The sequence below is a fragment of the Coleofasciculus sp. G1-WW12-02 genome (assembly GCF_040219735.1).
Lineage (GTDB): Bacteria > Cyanobacteriota > Cyanobacteriia > Cyanobacteriales > Coleofasciculaceae > Coleofasciculus.
This window is the reverse complement of the sequence record NZ_JAVJRX010000147.1, coordinates 51,278-66,387: the sequence shown is the minus strand read 5'-3', so window position 1 is coordinate 66,387 and position 15,110 is coordinate 51,278. Positions and strand designations below refer to the sequence as shown.

General features: G+C 47.1%; 12 protein-coding genes. 8 read left to right on the top strand and 4 right to left on the bottom strand.

Going from position 1 to position 15,110, the window contains the following annotated elements; genetic code table 11:
- Positions 1-21: 21 nt before the first annotated feature.
- Positions 22-201, top strand: coding sequence for a hypothetical protein (locus tag RID09_RS24320; RefSeq protein ID WP_446338493.1), 180 nt, complete (start codon positions 22-24; stop codon positions 199-201).
- Between the two features lie 3 nt (positions 202-204).
- Here RID09_RS24320 and ctpC read toward each other — a convergent pair whose 3' ends face one another.
- The 3 genes from ctpC to RID09_RS24305 form a co-directional block, all read right to left on the bottom strand.
- Positions 205-1,497 carry a carboxyl-terminal processing protease CtpC gene (gene ctpC / locus RID09_RS24315; protein WP_446338492.1) on the bottom strand — a complete coding sequence of 431 codons (1,293 nt, stop codon included), beginning with the start codon at positions 1,495-1,497 and terminating at the stop codon, positions 205-207.
- Between the two features lie 232 nt (positions 1,498-1,729).
- Positions 1,730-6,595: a WD40 domain-containing protein gene (locus RID09_RS24310; protein WP_446338491.1), complete on the bottom strand. Its 4,866-nt coding sequence runs from the start codon at positions 6,593-6,595 to the stop codon at positions 1,730-1,732.
- Between the two features lie 451 nt (positions 6,596-7,046).
- Positions 7,047-8,381, bottom strand: coding sequence for a P-loop NTPase fold protein (locus tag RID09_RS24305; RefSeq protein ID WP_446338490.1), 1,335 nt, complete (start codon positions 8,379-8,381; stop codon positions 7,047-7,049).
- Between the two features lie 439 nt (positions 8,382-8,820).
- Here RID09_RS24305 and RID09_RS24300 point away from each other — a divergent pair, with 439 nt between their 5' ends.
- From RID09_RS24300 to RID09_RS24285, 4 genes are all read left to right on the top strand, one after another.
- Positions 8,821-9,663 (top strand): cell division protein FtsQ/DivIB, encoded by an 843-nt coding sequence (locus RID09_RS24300; protein ID WP_446338489.1) that lies wholly within the window; start codon positions 8,821-8,823, stop codon positions 9,661-9,663.
- 190 nt (positions 9,664-9,853) lie between these two features.
- On the top strand, positions 9,854-11,122 hold the full coding sequence (gene ftsZ, locus RID09_RS24295) for a cell division protein FtsZ (protein WP_446338488.1): 1,269 nt from the start codon (positions 9,854-9,856) through the stop codon (positions 11,120-11,122).
- Positions 11,123-11,244: 122 nt separating this feature from the next.
- Positions 11,245-12,048 carry a bifunctional hydroxymethylpyrimidine kinase/phosphomethylpyrimidine kinase gene (thiD, locus tag RID09_RS24290; protein WP_446338487.1) on the top strand — a complete coding sequence of 268 codons (804 nt, stop codon included), beginning with the start codon at positions 11,245-11,247 and terminating at the stop codon, positions 12,046-12,048.
- A gap of 191 nt (positions 12,049-12,239) precedes the next feature.
- The gene (locus tag RID09_RS24285) at positions 12,240-12,830 is read left to right on the top strand and encodes a hypothetical protein (RefSeq protein ID WP_446338486.1); all 591 of its coding nucleotides are present in this window, start codon (positions 12,240-12,242) and stop codon (positions 12,828-12,830) included.
- A gap of 50 nt (positions 12,831-12,880) precedes the next feature.
- Here the strand turns inward: RID09_RS24285 and RID09_RS24280 are convergent, their stop codons facing one another.
- Positions 12,881-13,285, bottom strand: coding sequence for an NIL domain-containing protein (locus tag RID09_RS24280; protein WP_446338485.1), 405 nt, complete (start codon positions 13,283-13,285; stop codon positions 12,881-12,883).
- Positions 13,286-13,356: 71 nt separating this feature from the next.
- Between RID09_RS24280 and RID09_RS24275 the strand changes: the two genes are divergently transcribed.
- The 3 genes from RID09_RS24275 to RID09_RS24265 all read left to right on the top strand — a co-directional run bounded on the left by RID09_RS24275 (position 13,357) and on the right by RID09_RS24265 (position 15,018).
- Positions 13,357-13,959 (top strand): thioredoxin family protein, encoded by a 603-nt coding sequence (locus RID09_RS24275; protein ID WP_446338484.1) that lies wholly within the window; start codon positions 13,357-13,359, stop codon positions 13,957-13,959.
- 185 nt (positions 13,960-14,144) lie between these two features.
- On the top strand, positions 14,145-14,438 hold the full coding sequence (locus tag RID09_RS24270) for a hypothetical protein (protein ID WP_446338483.1): 294 nt from the start codon (positions 14,145-14,147) through the stop codon (positions 14,436-14,438).
- A gap of 331 nt (positions 14,439-14,769) precedes the next feature.
- A complete protein-coding gene (locus tag RID09_RS24265; RefSeq protein WP_446338482.1) occupies positions 14,770-15,018 on the top strand; it encodes a hypothetical protein in 249 nt (82 codons plus the stop codon).
- The last annotated feature ends 92 nt before the right edge of the window (positions 15,019-15,110 follow it).

The window sequence follows — 15,110 nt, the reverse complement described above, 5'->3', positions numbered from 1 at the left end:
ATTCTGTTGTTCTAAGTCCCTATGTCTGCAACACAAAAATGGTACATTGTCAAGCAAAAAAATGGACAATGCGAAATTGTTAAGAGCACTCAAGTAGAAGGTGAGGAAACCTCAGAACACTGGGGACCGTTTGAATCTCAACAAGACGCGATCGCACGCCGAGTTGGACTAATTCGGGCGGGAAAATGTCAACCTAGATAGTACCTATCGAGCCTGAACCGATGCTCCATTATTGGGTTGCTCGGCAATTGCCTGGTTAAGAACATCTAGAGCTTTGACATATTGGGGATCGTCTGGCGTCCCAATTTTAGTCCGATCCTTCTGCAATTCCTTGCGCTGTTCCTCAGTCAGTTCTATGACAATATCCGGCGGAATCCCTTCCTTATTGATATCACGACCACTGGGTGTCAGATACTTAGCAATAGTCACCGCTAAACCCGAACCATCTCCGAGTCCGCGTACTGATTGTACCAAGCCTTTGCCAAAGGTCTGAGTTCCGACCAAGGTTGCTCGTTCGTTATCCTGCAAAGCACCCGAAAGAATTTCACTAGCACTCGCTGAACCACCATCAACTAGGACAACTAAAGGTTTATCCGTCAGGGATCGATTTCTCGCAACCTCTTCATTCGAGCTACCCTGACGATTCACCGTAGAAACAATCTTCCCTTTATCCAGCCACATGCGGGCAATCTCAATGCTGGAGTAGAGTAATCCGCCCGGATTAGAGCGTAAATCCAAGACGTAGCCATTAACCTCCTTGGCTTCTAACTCCTTAATCGCCTCTCGCATTTCCTGTGCTGCGATCGCGCTAAACTGATTCAGGCGAATATAACCAATCCCACCCGTGGGTGTACTCCGATAGCTATAGCGTACTGGATGAATTTCAATCCGCGCCCGTGTGATTTGATAGTCGATTTCCTCCTCATCCCGTTGAATAGTTAGCGTCACATCAGTACCCGGTTTCCCGCGAATCAGTTGCACGGCGTCATTAACATCCATGCCTTCGGTACTCTGACCATCAATCTTAACGATTATATCCCTGGCGAGAATACCTGCCTTAAACGCTGGCGTATCCTCAATTGGCGAAATGACCATTAACTTTTTCGTCTCTTCATCCTGGGCGATTTGAATCCCCACACCCGTTAATTCCCCAGAGGTATCAATTTGCATGTTTTTGAACTCTTCGGGGTCCATGAATCGGGTATAGGGATCATCGAGCTCCTTGAGCATTTCCCGAATGGCTTCGTAAGCTTCTTGCTTGTCAGCATAGGGGCGCTCTAAGTACTCAAGGCGAACGGCTCGCCAATCCACCTGATTGAAGGTAGCATCCACATACTGGCGATCAATAATTTGCCAGACTTCATCGACTAACTCTTTGGGGCTGTCCTGAAAAAAAGCCTGACTTTGAGATAAATGCAGACCAGCCCCTGTAACTGCAACCGTTGTTAAGACTACTGCGGTCGCCCCAACGACGAGGCTACGTTTTGTAATTACCATAATCCTTTCACAAGCTGGAGGAAAACGACTGCAAAGGAATTACGCTCACTCTAACACAGGCTATGCCAGCACGCTCCTGTTGCACATCTTTGTTATCCATCCTAGCTTGCTTGCCGTCCGGATGTAATGGCTGTTGAGTTTTATCTGCTGATGGGTGCTGGGAAATTCCTCCCTAGTTGCCTTGACTAAATCGCTACACTGTATACCCATCAAGGTTTATCGTCTCAGTAAATTATGGGGTGACCTTCTCACCCGCAATGGGTTGACAAAGCTCACGATTACTCTGTTTCACATCTGGATTATGATTGAGATAATCTCGCAGCCAATTACAACTTTTGGATAACAGATTCTCTAAATCTAAATTCCAGACAATTGCCATATTATCTTCAGTGCCAACAGCCAAGGCTTGACCATCCTGGCTCCAACTCACACTTGTGACGCGCCCCTCCTCAGCTTCCCAGGTTTTCACTAAAGTATCATCCAGCCGCCAGATTTGTACCCGATTATCCCAACTTGTGGTGGCTAGAATATTTCCCCTAGGACTGAACTGAACCCGCGCCACACTATCAGTAGACCCTTTCAGCGTGGTTTGCAGTTTACCCTGGCGATTCCAGACTTTTACCGTATTGTCATAACTAGCTGACGCTAATAACTCGGAGTCTGCGGAGAAGCTGACATCTAAAACCCAATTACTATGACCCTGTAAGGTTTTCAGTAATTGTCCATTTACCGTCCACAACTTTACGGTTTGGTCATCACTAGCAGACGCCAATAGCTGACCATCGGGACTAAAACTCACCCCATTGACGCGGGATTGATGTCCCTTTAATGTTTTAATCAAAACTCCATCCCTTGTCCAAAGTTTAACCGTTTTATCCCGACTCGCTGAGGCAAGCTGTTGAGAATCAGGACTAAAACTAACATCCAAGACCCAATCCTGATGACCATTTAACACCTTAAGGAATTGTCCCTGTCGATTCCAAAGCCGAATCGTACCATCTCGACTAGCTGAAGCAATGCGTTCACCGTCAGGACTAAAACTAACGCTATAAATCCGTTCAGTATGTCCGTTTAAAGTAGAAAGCAGTTGACCCAGGCGATTCCAAACTTTGACAGTTTTATCGTTACTCGCCGTCGCAATCAATTCTCCATCAGGAGAAAAGGTAACATCTACCACATCATCGTCATGCCCTCGTAAAATTAACTGAGACTGTTGACGAAGTTGCCAAAGTTTGATGGTTTTATCATAGCTGGCAGACGCGAGGATGACAGGAGTTTCTGGTGAGTTTGGGGTTTCTTGTGCCTGTTTTGTGGGACTAAAACTTACAGCAGTTACTCTATCGCTGTGTCCTTTAAAGGTTTTCAGTAACATCCCGTCGCGATTCCACAGTCTCACCGTATTATCGGCACTTGCTGCTGCAATCAACTGACTGTCGGCGCTAAATGTCACGTTCAACACCCAGCGTTCCGGCTGGGATAGGGTTTTGATGAGCTGACCTTGAGTATTCCACAGTTTCACGGTGCGATCATCGCTAGCTGAGGCAATCAATTGACCATCGGGACTAAACGCGACGCTGTTAACCTTACCCTTGTGTCCCGTGAGGGTTTTCCACAGTTGACCATCTTCTGTCCACAATTTGATGGTTTGATCGCTTCCGGCGGAAGCCAGGATCTCACCATTGGGACTAAAGCTAACCCATTGCGCTCCGTTTTTGTGAGCCGAAATGGTACGGATTAACTGACCATCCACTTGCCACAGTCGCACCGTACCATCCGCACCTGTGGAGGCTAAGCGTTTACCGTTGGGACTAAAGGTAACGCTGTAAATATAATCGTTATGCCCGCTCAGAGTGCGGACGAGGGTGCCATCACGACGCCAAAGCTTGACTGTACCATCCCAACTACTCGATGCAATGAGCTGGCTATCTGGACTAAACGAAACACTGGTGACGCTATCTTGATGCCCTTGCAGGGTAGTGACCAAGGTGCCATCAGGACGCCATAATTTCACCCTACCATCGCGGCTGGCTGAGGCAATCAGTTCTCCATCAGGAGAAAAGCTCACATCCCAGACGATATCACTATGTCCTTCTAAACGATTTCGCTCCGTCACCGAGTCTACGGCTTGGGAGAGGGCGGCAATCACTTGCAGGTGGGTATCTGGTTCAACCTGTACAGTAACGTGCTTAAGCTGTCTAGCGGCTCTTAGCCCTTCCAGCAGAGCATCAAATTCCTTTCCGGAAGCAAATAGAGCTTCTGAGGACGCACTAATTGCACCCAATTGTGCATTAAACGTCAGAGTCTCAGCACGTCGGCGTTGCACCTCAGCCCGCCACCCTAAACCCCCAGCCGTAACTGCCAGAACTGCCATCGCCATACCGACGGCGATGGCACCCAGTCGCTGTTTGCGAATTCGTAAGAGTTCCATCTGACTATTCTGTAGCCGTGTCACAAGAGTGAGCTTGCGGCGTTTTTTGTAATGGTGGCGGATGGGTGCGACTAAGTAATCGTGAACAAGCTGATATCGATCCTCTGGTTCATCGGGCAGGCGAAATAACAATCCGGCGCCGACCAAAATCTCCAGAATTAGGGGAAGTGGGGGTAGGGAGTTGGCAATAGAGGGGGACGGTGTTTGTCCCATATCCAAATCCTTTGTCCCCGATTCCAACTCGGTTTGAGTTTTCAGGGGACGAGTTCCTCGGTCATCCGTCAGTGAAAATAAGACATGCCAAACCGTATCTGCGTTCTCAGATCCACAATCGGCAATGGCACTTATGAGCCAGCGTTCGACTAAGGTTGCCTTGGGATTCGTGCCTAGGGCTTGGTATTGCGCCAGGGTGGTAATTTTTTCCGCTTGTAGTTGCATACCCACCACTTGTAATTCAATCAGTCGCACGCTTTGTGTCGGTGAGGCTAAATCCTGAACCAGGGCATCAATTAGGGCGTCGTCTAACTTAAACTGAGACCCAGAAGCAAGGGTAGAAATGACATTTTTCGCTTCCTGTGGGGACAGATCACCCAGGTGATAACGAAGTTGCCGATCCAAAATATTGTTGTTGATGGCACTCAAATTGGTGTAGCGTTCGCATTCGAGCAGGTAATGCAGGTAATCTTCTCGCAGGGATAAAATAACTTTGACAAAGGGAAGATTGAGGCAATGTTCCAAAAATCCATAAAACTGGCGTCGTTGTTCTAAGTCAGTACAGACGAAAAAAAATTCTTCAAACTGATCAAAAATCAGAACGATCAGGACATTGCCATCAGCCGCCTGCTGCAACTGGTCTAGACTGGTTGGCAGTTGGGTCAGCGATTGGGGTTCTAAGGCGGTATCTGATGAGGGATAAGTGGTGCAGCCTAACCCCTGGGTGAGTTGTCGAGAAAACTCTCCCCGCCAATCACGATAGACTTTTTGCACTACGGGGATAACTTCTCTGGCGCTAATCGTGCGACTGGCTAAGGCGGGGACTAATCCCGCATGAATGAGAGAACTCTTACCAACGCCAGAGGAGCCATGAATCACGGTTAGTTTGTGATCGTTGCGGCTTAGGCGTTCCAAGAGTCGATTCACATCAGGCAATCGCCCAGCGGCGGCTATTTCCAGGGGCGATAATTGTTGCTCAGCTCGTCCAGAGAGTAAGGGTGCTGCACCGAGAAAGGTAAAAAAGCCATACTGTTGTTCTAAAGAGCGCTGTTTTTGCTTGAGTTCAAAGGCTCGTAGGTATTTCTGGTGATCAAAGTAGAGCGATCGCAGTTGTTGGAGAATGTCGAGATAAAGCTGGGGAGACTGATGGGGAGCTTTGGGGAGTAACCCCTCTACCGTTAACGCTGTCTCTAAATCCGCAATAGCAGCCGTCGATTCACCCAGTTGACGCTGGGCTTTGGCACGGATGAGTAAATACCATCCCTGATGCTGAGGCTGAAATAATTGAGAATTCTCCAAAATGTCTAACGCCGTTTGCGCGAAGACTTTGGCATCCTCCCAGTTGGATTCTTCTAATGCCACAGCCGCTAAAAAACCGTAAGCTTGTGGTAATTGAGCGGCGTTGTCTTGGGTTTGAGACTGCGCCAAAGACTGAAGTGCCAGCGCTTGTAAATCTGCCCAATTTTGCAGATTTTGCAAGACTTCACCCAGTTGAATGGTTAAATGGGCAACCCAATCCAAGCGTCCCGCCGTCGTAAAGATGTCAATCCCCCCTTGCCAAAATTCTCTGGCTCTCTCCCAACTTCTATATTTGTGATTGGGGTGTAATTGAGCTTGACGACAATAACACCAGCCTAGATGACATAGCAATATGCCAATCCGTTCTAAGGATTGTTTAGGGATGTCATCGGATACAGCACACTGAATCTGTTGCCAAACGTCTAGACTCCGTTGATACTGCTCAAGGGCAACTTCAATTAGGTCATGACGAAAGGCATCTCTAGCCAAAATAAATTGCCATGTCGCATATTGGGCAGGTTCTAGACTCACATCACGCGCCTGCAAATCCCGTAATGCTGATTCGAGTTCTTGACGACGCTGGCATCCTGGCGCCAACTTGAGCGCCTCATTGGACAAAAATTCACCGACATTTTTATCTAAAAGGGTGGTGAAAAGTTCCTCTGTCGTTTGCTCCCATAAGTGCAACAATTCGGCTGTTGCTAGTTCAAATTTAATCGAGGTGGCAGCCCAACTTTTAAAATCGGGCGCAAATCGAGCTAATTTGTGGAGTAATTCATCCGTGACCCATAAAACGATGGGAAAGGTAAAACTTTTAGGAAATTCGTCTCGTACCTGATTTGTGGAAATTAAGACCGGATCAATTGCCGTTACGGATTCTAGACCAAATACGAGCAAGGCAGATACCTCCTCTGGCGCGATCGCGTCTAGGATAACGGTATATAAGGTTTGACTAGATTCTTGAAGCACTAACTGTTTCAAGGGAATTCCCGTCAGCCCTTGGAGTTTCTGCCATAGGGGTTGCTTGCAGCACTGATAGTTGCAGCGAACTAAAATCAGGGCAAATTGTCCTTCAGACAAGGTGATTGCCCGAGCGAGGGTGGATAATGAACGCTCATTGGCTAAGACTATTTCTTCGGCTCTCTCTTGCTCCTTCATTCCTATCAAAATGTGACTACTCCTAGTTGGTTCTCGTTGAGGAAAAAAGTTTTACCAAGGGAAATTAATTACGGACGGCAAAAAAAAACAGAAAGCAAACCAATAATACCTCTATTGGCTTAATTGGGTCGGCTTGACTATTTTTAGTATTTACTTTTTATTAAATCCTATCTTTGATAATATAAAAACTATTAATTTAGCCACTCAAGCCACTTCTAAAATTAAAACTTAGACGCAGATAATTTAACAAGTTCTGATTCAATTAAACAGTGAGATCAACTGATAAAAATCGTGACAAAATTTTATGATAAATGTGATTTAGATCACTGCTTTGGGATTGGGGAAGTTTTGACCCTTCGCTTCGCGCATAGGGCATAGTGCGTGAGTTAACTCCCCCAGCTCCCCCCGCTCCTAGACGTTTCACGCCTTACGTCTCTACTCCCCCTGGACACTACGCGCTCTGGCTCACGGCGGCGACAGATTTAAACCGGGCAGTCTCGGCTAAAGCTGGGTTCACTCCAAACCAGCGACCCAAGTCATCGCGGTATTCATAGACAAACATGCTGCGTAGCAAGGTTTGATATTCTTTTTCACCTCGAATGAACTGCTGTTGAACGACCTGAAAGAGTAACTGCCATTCTGGATCCTCAACCGCTAACGCCAGATCGTCACGGTATCCCTTAATTACGCTTTCTAAGCATTCGCGAGAAAAGGGTGGATCTTCTTGTTGCAGGCAGTTATACAGCAGTCCCAATAAGTTGCGGATGTGACCCCCACTAATCCGACAGAGGCGGTCTAGGGTTTCGGGACTGTCAAAAACCTCTGGGATTAAATTTAAGCGGTCTTCCGGAGAAACCGTGGGAAAGGCACGGGCTAAAACGAGTTGTCGGAGTAATGCCATACCTTGGGGGAACTCACGACCATCTCGAAACCCGATCGGCACCATGGGCAACACTTTGGGAGCGACACCCCCTCCCAAACGATTCTTGAGGGTTTCGTACTCGTTAGAGAACATCAACGCTAAGGGTACGGTATAAACCAGATGACACCGTAAACGTCGCAATTGAGAGCCTCGGTCGATAAACAGGTATTCAGGCTGCAATCGATCCCCATGAACCCGCCTGGGATCAACCCGATCCAAATTGTCTATAATGACAACTAACCCTTGTTTCCCGCGTTGTTTAAGCTTTTTTATCGCCGGTTCAATGATTTCGGTATTAATCGCCTGTAAAATACCTTGAGTGCGAGGCTCTAGGTGCTGTCTAAGCTGTTCGCGCAATTGAGGGCTATCTTTAGTTTTAGCCGTAATTTTGGCAATGCCCACGGAAAGTTCAGCGGCTACATCCACATCGATAGGCGTCTGTAAGAAGTCGTTAATCTCGTTGAAGAGTTTGTTAAAGTACCGGGGTTGGAGATGAATCCCGATCGCTTCTAGGTTTTCACTCACCGACCGAGCGATGCTGAGCAAAATATCGCTAATATCAACATCTGCCATGTCCAAGTCTTGAGACGACTCGAAATAGACAACGTGAAATTGTTGCTCCTCTAACTGAGCCTTTAATCGAAACAATTCGGTAGACTTGCCACAGCCAATATGTCCAGTAAAGAGTTGGCAGGTGGGTTCATCCGGTGAAAGTCGCGCGATCGTTCGTCCTAAGGCTTCGATAATTTTGCCGCCCCGCACGGAGGAAAAATTAATATAGTACTGACGATCCTCTGGATTGCCCATAACTAGAGTTCTAGCTGGGTTACAGGCTTTGAAAAAAGTAGGTAGATGCAGTTTCATAAAGCAAGACTCTTGAGTCACCTGATTCAAGTAGAGAGTAAATCATTGACTGAACCCTTATGCGTAGGGGTAATACCCCCCCTTAGTATCAATAGCCCGGATGTGATCCCCCAGTTAGAGTAGTGAGGAAAACCTCACAAAAATAACTGACCCTCTAAAATCTTGTCCCCCTGTCTCCCTTATACCTTGATAACGCCTGAGCAAGTTGGCTTGCAATAACGATTGCACCATGATAGTGTAATCAGATCAATGGCATGACAAGCATCAGCACAACCAGCTTAGTCAGCCATCGCCCGGTTTGATGACAACGGCAAGAAAAGGAAACCAGGGAAGAAAAAATTTCCTCATCCGTTAAGGTTAGTGGGGCAGAATGTCAATCTCCTGGCAAGGGAAAGTAGGATGGTGGCATTGATATATTTGGAACCTCTAGCGGTAGTAGATGGCAAACATTGCATCAGTTTCCCAAGCACAAATCAGCAATCGGCGACAACAGTTACGACGCGCACGCCGAATTAAATTTTTTCAGGCTCTGTGGCGATCGCTCATGGTTGGCGGTATGGCTAGTGGTTTGATTTGGGCGATTACCTTGCCCGACTGGGTGATTCGCCAACCGGAACAGATTGACATTGAGGGCAATCAATTTCTCTCAACTCAAGCAATTCGTTCCCTGCTCCCCTTATCCTATCCTCAGTCCCTATTGCGCGTGGAACCCCAAGCGATCGCGGAGGTGCTTGAGGGCGCCGCACCCATTGCCAGAGCGACAGTAACCCGTCAACTCATACCCCCAGGATTGACCATTCAAGTGCAAGAGCGCCAGCCCGTTGCGATCGCACAGGGGATAGCTTTAGCTGCACAGGGGCAAACTCAGGTGACCTCAGAACCAGGCTTTTTGGATGAACGGGGTGTCTGGATACCCCAAAGTAGCTATCATTCTCTCAAAGCCAATGTGGAGTTGCCCACGCTGCAAGTAAGGGGTCAAAATGAATACTATCGTCCTTACTGGTCGCAAGTGTATCAGGTCATCCACCACTCTCCCGTCAAAGTCCTGGAAATTGATTGGCGAAATCCAGCTAATTTAATCTTGAAAACCGAGTTAGGAAATGTTCACTTAGGATCGGATAGTTCCCAGTTGGCGGAGCAACTGGCAGTCTTGGATCGTATGCGACAGTTACCCACTCATCTTCAACAAAGCCAAATCGCCTATATTGATCTCAAAAACCCAGACCGTCCGGTGATTCAGATGAGGATGCCAAGTGAGACATCTAAACCTGATCATGACTAACCGTGGCGGGAAGAGTGGTATAAAAGAGAATTCAGCTATGCCAATTTTGGCAACTCTTGAGGAGAGCACCCTTCAAGAGTCTTAACAACAAACAGGGGTGTTCGTTGGTTTTTCGATCGACTTACCCTATAGTTGACTCAGATTGCTACATATAACTGATAAAGTTGATTATCAACCCTGACCTATTGCAATGACGCTTAATAGTAAACTAGGGCTTGTCCATCAAAGCTCTCCTATCACGCTGAATACCGATCTTTCAGTTGGAGTGGAAAATACCCATCCCTTCAGTAACTCTGGGTTGCAGTTTGGTCAACCCCATGATTATGATTCCAAGGGGATTCCCAGGGAAGACACGAGGAGTGACAACATTTTGCCAGGTAGTGTTGCCAAAATTAAAGTTGTTGGTGTCGGTGGTGGAGGCGGAAACGCGGTCAACCGAATGATTGCCAGTGAAGTGGCTGGGATCGAGTTTTGGTCGATTAATACCGATTCTCAAGCCCTCTCCCAAAACTCCGCCGCCAAACGCTTGCAGGTGGGTCAAAAATTAACCCGGGGACTCGGTGCAGGCGGAAATCCAGCCATTGGTCAAAAAGCGGCGGAAGAATCTCGCGATGAAATTGCCCAAGCCTTAGCCGAGTCCGATTTAGTTTTCATCACAGCCGGGATGGGCGGTGGTACAGGAACGGGGGCGGCGCCAATTGTGGCAGAGATTGCGAAAGAACTCGGCGCTTTAACAGTGGGCGTTGTGACTCGTCCCTTCACCTTTGAGGGACGCCGCCGTACTTCTCAAGCCGAGGAAGGAATTGCGGCACTGCAAAGCCGCGTCGATACTCTAATCGTGATTCCCAATAATAAGCTCTTGTCGGTGATTTCTGAACAAACACCGGTTCAAGATGCCTTTAGAGTGGCTGATGATATCCTGCGTCAGGGTGTGCAGGGAATCTCAGACATTATCACCGTTCCGGGGTTAGTGAATGTCGATTTTGCTGACGTGCGAGCTGTTATGGCAGACGCAGGTTCGGCGTTAATGGGAATTGGTGTGGGTTCAGGTAAATCCCGCGCTAGAGAAGCGGCTGTGGCGGCGATTTCCTCGCCCCTACTGGAGTCTTCAGTAGAAGGCGCTAGAGGGGTGGTCTTTAATATTACAGGTGGTAGTGATCTGACGTTACACGAAGTTAATGCAGCGGCAGAAACAATCTACGAAGTGGTTGATCCTAACGCCAATATTATTTTTGGTGCTGTGATTGATGACAGGCTTCAAGGTGAGATTAGAATTACCGTGATTGCCACGGGCTTTAGTGGTGAAGCGCCACCGCCCCCACCTGTCAAAGAAATTCCCCGTTATACGCGACCGATCACACCGAAACCTAATCCGCCAACCCCTGAACCCGAACCGAAAAACCGACCGGGGCTAGATATTCCCGAATTTTTGCAACGGCGTCGTTTTCCCAGAAGTTAGGAGACGGTAGAAGGAAGAGGAAGATGGGAGAGATGAGGAGTTAACTCAAAACACTTCCTGTTAACGGTTAACTAACTGTTAACTGTTAACTGTTAACTGTTAACTGTTAACTGACAAAACTCATGCAAGTACCAGTAGCGCTGACAATAGCCGGATCAGATAGCGGAGGTGGGGCGGGAATTCAGGCAGATTTGAAAACCTTTGCCTTTCACTGTGTTCATGGAACGAGTGCCTTGACTTGTGTCACCGCCCAGAATACTCAAGGGGTCAACCGCGTGGATGCTTTGCCAGTCGCCGCCGTCGTTGCCCAAATTGAGGCGGTGGTGCGTGATATCGGTACTCAGGCGACCAAAACGGGAATGTTACTCAACGCTGAGATTATTAATGCTGTGGTTTCCCAGGTTCAGGGTTTAAATCTTGACCCGTTGGTGGTTGATCCGGTGATGGTATCCCGCACAGGAGACCAATTGATTGATGATCAGGCGGTAACGTCTTTGCGAGAAGGTTTGATTCCTCTGGCAACAATAGTCACACCAAACCGTTATGAGGCTCAATTGCTCAGCGGTTTGGACATTCATACCCTGGATGATATGGGAAGGGCTGCCCAACGTATTCATCAACTGGGAGCAAAAGCTGTCTTGGTTAAGGGCGGTGCGATGACGGGTAACTTATGTGGGGTCGATGTCTGGTTCGATGGAGCCCAGTTGTACACCCTGAAAACAACCTGGATTGAGACAAAGAATAATCACGGTACAGGCTGTACACTCAGTAGTGCGATCGCGGCGAATTTGGCGATGGGGAAAAACCCACTCACCGCCGTGCAATTGGCAAAGGAGTATGTGACCACAGCACTCCAATACGCTCTCGATATTGGTCAAGGATATGGACCTGTGGGGCATTTTTTCGCCGTATTGCCCCGTTTATGACCGGAAAGGGCAAGGGAGTAGGGTTAATGTTAAATAGCGTTTACTCATTGCCTAAAGAGGCGAATATTGTAAGATAGGCGTCGTATAATTAATGCCACAGTTATGGAGCTAGGAGTTTATCAGAAATAGGTTACGACTATTCCTCGATAAAATCGAAACTCTTATGACTCTACAGAGGCTTGGCAAGACCCATGAATTCTAATTCCCCAATTAATCCTTCTATGCAAAATCCGCCAACTGATCGTTATACCCCCTCAACCTCTGCCAATAATTATTGCCCTTCGGTGCCAATCTCTGTATACCGGGAACTGGCGGCTGAGTTACAAGCCGCCCAAGCCATGTTGGATTCCCTCAATGGTCAAAATCAGCAGTTGGTCAAACAAAACCAAAAACTGCGCCAAGAAGTGGAAAAAGTCCTGCAATCAAGCCAACATCTTCAGCAGGTTGTGGATTCATTGACACCCGTCACAGGCGCCCAAATGCCTCGACGCCAGTCGATTCCCTCAGAACCTCGTCCCGCCCCGTCAATCCCTAAATCAGCCCCCTCTAGGCTAGGGGTTGATGTTCCACCCCCTCATCCTAAGTGGGACGCCCCTTCCTCGCCTTACAGAGAAACTTTGGTGATTGAACAGGAAGAGTCTCGTTCCCGCCGTACATCCGCCTCTGAGAGTCATAGAGAGGTCAATGGCTGGGTTTTAATTGTAGCCATCGTGCTGATTGTCCTCACCGCATTTGGTACAGGTTTTCTGATTGTGCGACCTTTGTTAAAGAACAATCGCTGATTATCATGGGTCTTATGTCCTTGAATTACCAATGAACCATGAATCAATAACTACAGATTAGTAGAAATTGCCTGAACCGGACAAGTAGGGATACACTGCTCACAGACAATACAACGCGATCGCGTAAAGTTAAGTCGAAAGGTATCGGGATTGAGGGTTAAGGCTTCTGTGGGACACACACCTGTACACAACCCACAATCAACACAGCTCGTTTCATCAATCATAATTTCACGGTCAACCAGGGATACATTAATATCGTGCGATCGCATCCACTCAATGGCAGCATCGAGCTGATCAATATCTCCTGAGAGTTCCACCACCAGTTTACCGATTTGATTGGGTGCGACTTGGGCGCGGATAATATTGGCGGCGACATTGAAATCCTTTGCCAGTCGGTAGGTTACTGGCATTTGGACGGTGCGTTTGGGAAAGGTTAGAGTTAGCCGTTTTTTCATGGTCTTGTTAGCCTATGGAAAGGATCGTTTTGATAAAAATTGATCAGTTGTAGGTTAAATTGCCCTTAAATATGACCGCGAATTCCCCCGACTCCGGATCTCCATCTCCCCAAACACCTAAAGCAAATCTCAGCTCTCGACTGAGAAATTTTATAATTGCCCTAGTCGCCATCATTCTTGGCGTTGCTCTATTCTTAGGATTACAAACACAGACGGGTTCGGCTTCTCTTGACGCCCAAGCTGAGGAATCTACGCCCCTAGAAGTCGCACTCAGCAATGGCAAGCCCACCTTCATGGAGTTCTATGCTAACTGGTGTACCACTTGTCAAGCCATGGCGCAGGACTTAGGGGAATTGAAACAACAGTACACCGACTCGGTTAATTTTGTGATGCTGAATGTGGATAACAGCAAGTGGTTACCCGAAATTCTCAACTATCGAGTCGATGGTATCCCCCATTTTGTGTTTTTAGACGCCCAAGGCGAAGCAATTGCCCAAACGATTGGGGAACAACCTCACCCGGTTTTAGAGGCGAACTTAGAAGCTTTGGTCGCGGATCTACCATTACCCTATACTCAAGGCGATGGACAAGTCTCTACATTTAAAGCGCCTGTGTCATCGTCAAAGACATCCTCAGATGACCCTCGCAGTCATGGCACTCAAGTGAAAGAGTAGTTGTTGAGGACGCCAGGAGAGCCCTGTAAATAGCGTAGCAGGCTACGTCGGGGAACAGTAGCAAATAGACTCTCTTCCCCAATCCACCCTGTTAAGTAAAGTTTTTTTTACAGAGCTTTGGAAGGATAGGCTTCGCTCCATTATCTTGGATATGGGAGAGCTACTAGGCTAGTAGGAGGATAAAAATGGCAGATCAACACTCTCCAGCCAATTACACCAGCGCTGACTTTGAGAAGGCGGCACTCAGCCGATTCCGTTCTCTCATATCTTTTCTACCCAAAAATTGTAAGTTATTTCGAGAACTCTGGAATCGTTCTACAGTACTGTGTTTAGACTTTGACAATTGTCCTCACCTTCTCGATCAGGTTATGAGTCAATCTTTTTTGCTATTACTCGTAGCCCATTACTTAGGATTGGCTGACTCTGTACTTTTCCGAAGAGGTAAAAAGGTAATGGGATGGATGTCCATGATGCCCTAGAGTGTCAGTCTGTGTAACCCCAGTTAGCCGCTCTTAAAAGTTAAGAAGTTACAAGTAATAAGTCCGAAAAGAAATAGTTTTGTCCCTTTTGTTACAATGTCACCCTGTAAAACTAATATTTTTTTGTCGTTAATGTTACGATAATTTAGGTGAGTTCAATTACTAAAAACGCTGGTCTAGATGTTAAGATAAAGATGTTAAAGTCAAGATATGCATCGTACAAAAAGGCAGAAAGCAGAATGTGAAAATCTCTGAAACTGTCACGATTTCCGTCCTGCTGCCATAAGAGTTTGTATGAGGCAGATCCTTGAGTTATTGCTTCTATAGTTTTATGACGCTGATACTTTGGTTGATCACCTTATCGATTGCCTTAATCGCTGTCTACCTTAGCATTAAAGTCACTGAAGAAATAGAACGAGTTGCTGCTGTACTCACTGCCTTAATTTGTCTGGTATTTTGCTTGTTTTTTGCTCCGATGTCGATAAAAGTAGCAATTCTATTCCTGCTCCTGGTTAGTCTAAACTACACGGTTAACCTAATTAGCCGAAATATTTCCTCTGACTCTAATTATGACCAATGACGATCTTTGCCGTTAACTTTTATTGCGCCGATGAATAAGTCATTTGAGTAGGGAGTAGGAGAAAAGGAGTTCAGGAGTTCAGGAGTTCCGGA

Bases quoted from the DNA above. Each gene is read 5' to 3' on its own strand.
- RID09_RS24320 (WP_446338493.1), top strand. From the start codon at position 22: ATGTCTGCAACACAAAAATGGTACATTGTCAAGCAAAAAAATGGACAA.
- ctpC (WP_446338492.1), bottom strand. From the start codon at position 1,497: ATGGTAATTACAAAACGTAGCCTCGTCGTTGGGGCGACCGCAGTAGTC.
- RID09_RS24310 (WP_446338491.1), bottom strand. From the start codon at position 6,595: ATGAAGGAGCAAGAGAGAGCCGAAGAAATAGTCTTAGCCAATGAGCGT.
- RID09_RS24305 (WP_446338490.1), bottom strand. From the start codon at position 8,381: ATGAAACTGCATCTACCTACTTTTTTCAAAGCCTGTAACCCAGCTAGA.
- RID09_RS24300 (WP_446338489.1), top strand. From the start codon at position 8,821: ATGGCAAACATTGCATCAGTTTCCCAAGCACAAATCAGCAATCGGCGA.
- ftsZ (WP_446338488.1), top strand. From the start codon at position 9,854: ATGACGCTTAATAGTAAACTAGGGCTTGTCCATCAAAGCTCTCCTATC.
- thiD (WP_446338487.1), top strand. From the start codon at position 11,245: ATGCAAGTACCAGTAGCGCTGACAATAGCCGGATCAGATAGCGGAGGT.
- RID09_RS24285 (WP_446338486.1), top strand. From the start codon at position 12,240: ATGAATTCTAATTCCCCAATTAATCCTTCTATGCAAAATCCGCCAACT.
- RID09_RS24280 (WP_446338485.1), bottom strand. From the start codon at position 13,285: ATGAAAAAACGGCTAACTCTAACCTTTCCCAAACGCACCGTCCAAATG.
- RID09_RS24275 (WP_446338484.1), top strand. From the start codon at position 13,357: ATGACCGCGAATTCCCCCGACTCCGGATCTCCATCTCCCCAAACACCT.
- RID09_RS24270 (WP_446338483.1), top strand. From the start codon at position 14,145: ATGGCAGATCAACACTCTCCAGCCAATTACACCAGCGCTGACTTTGAG.
- RID09_RS24265 (WP_446338482.1), top strand. From the start codon at position 14,770: ATGACGCTGATACTTTGGTTGATCACCTTATCGATTGCCTTAATCGCT.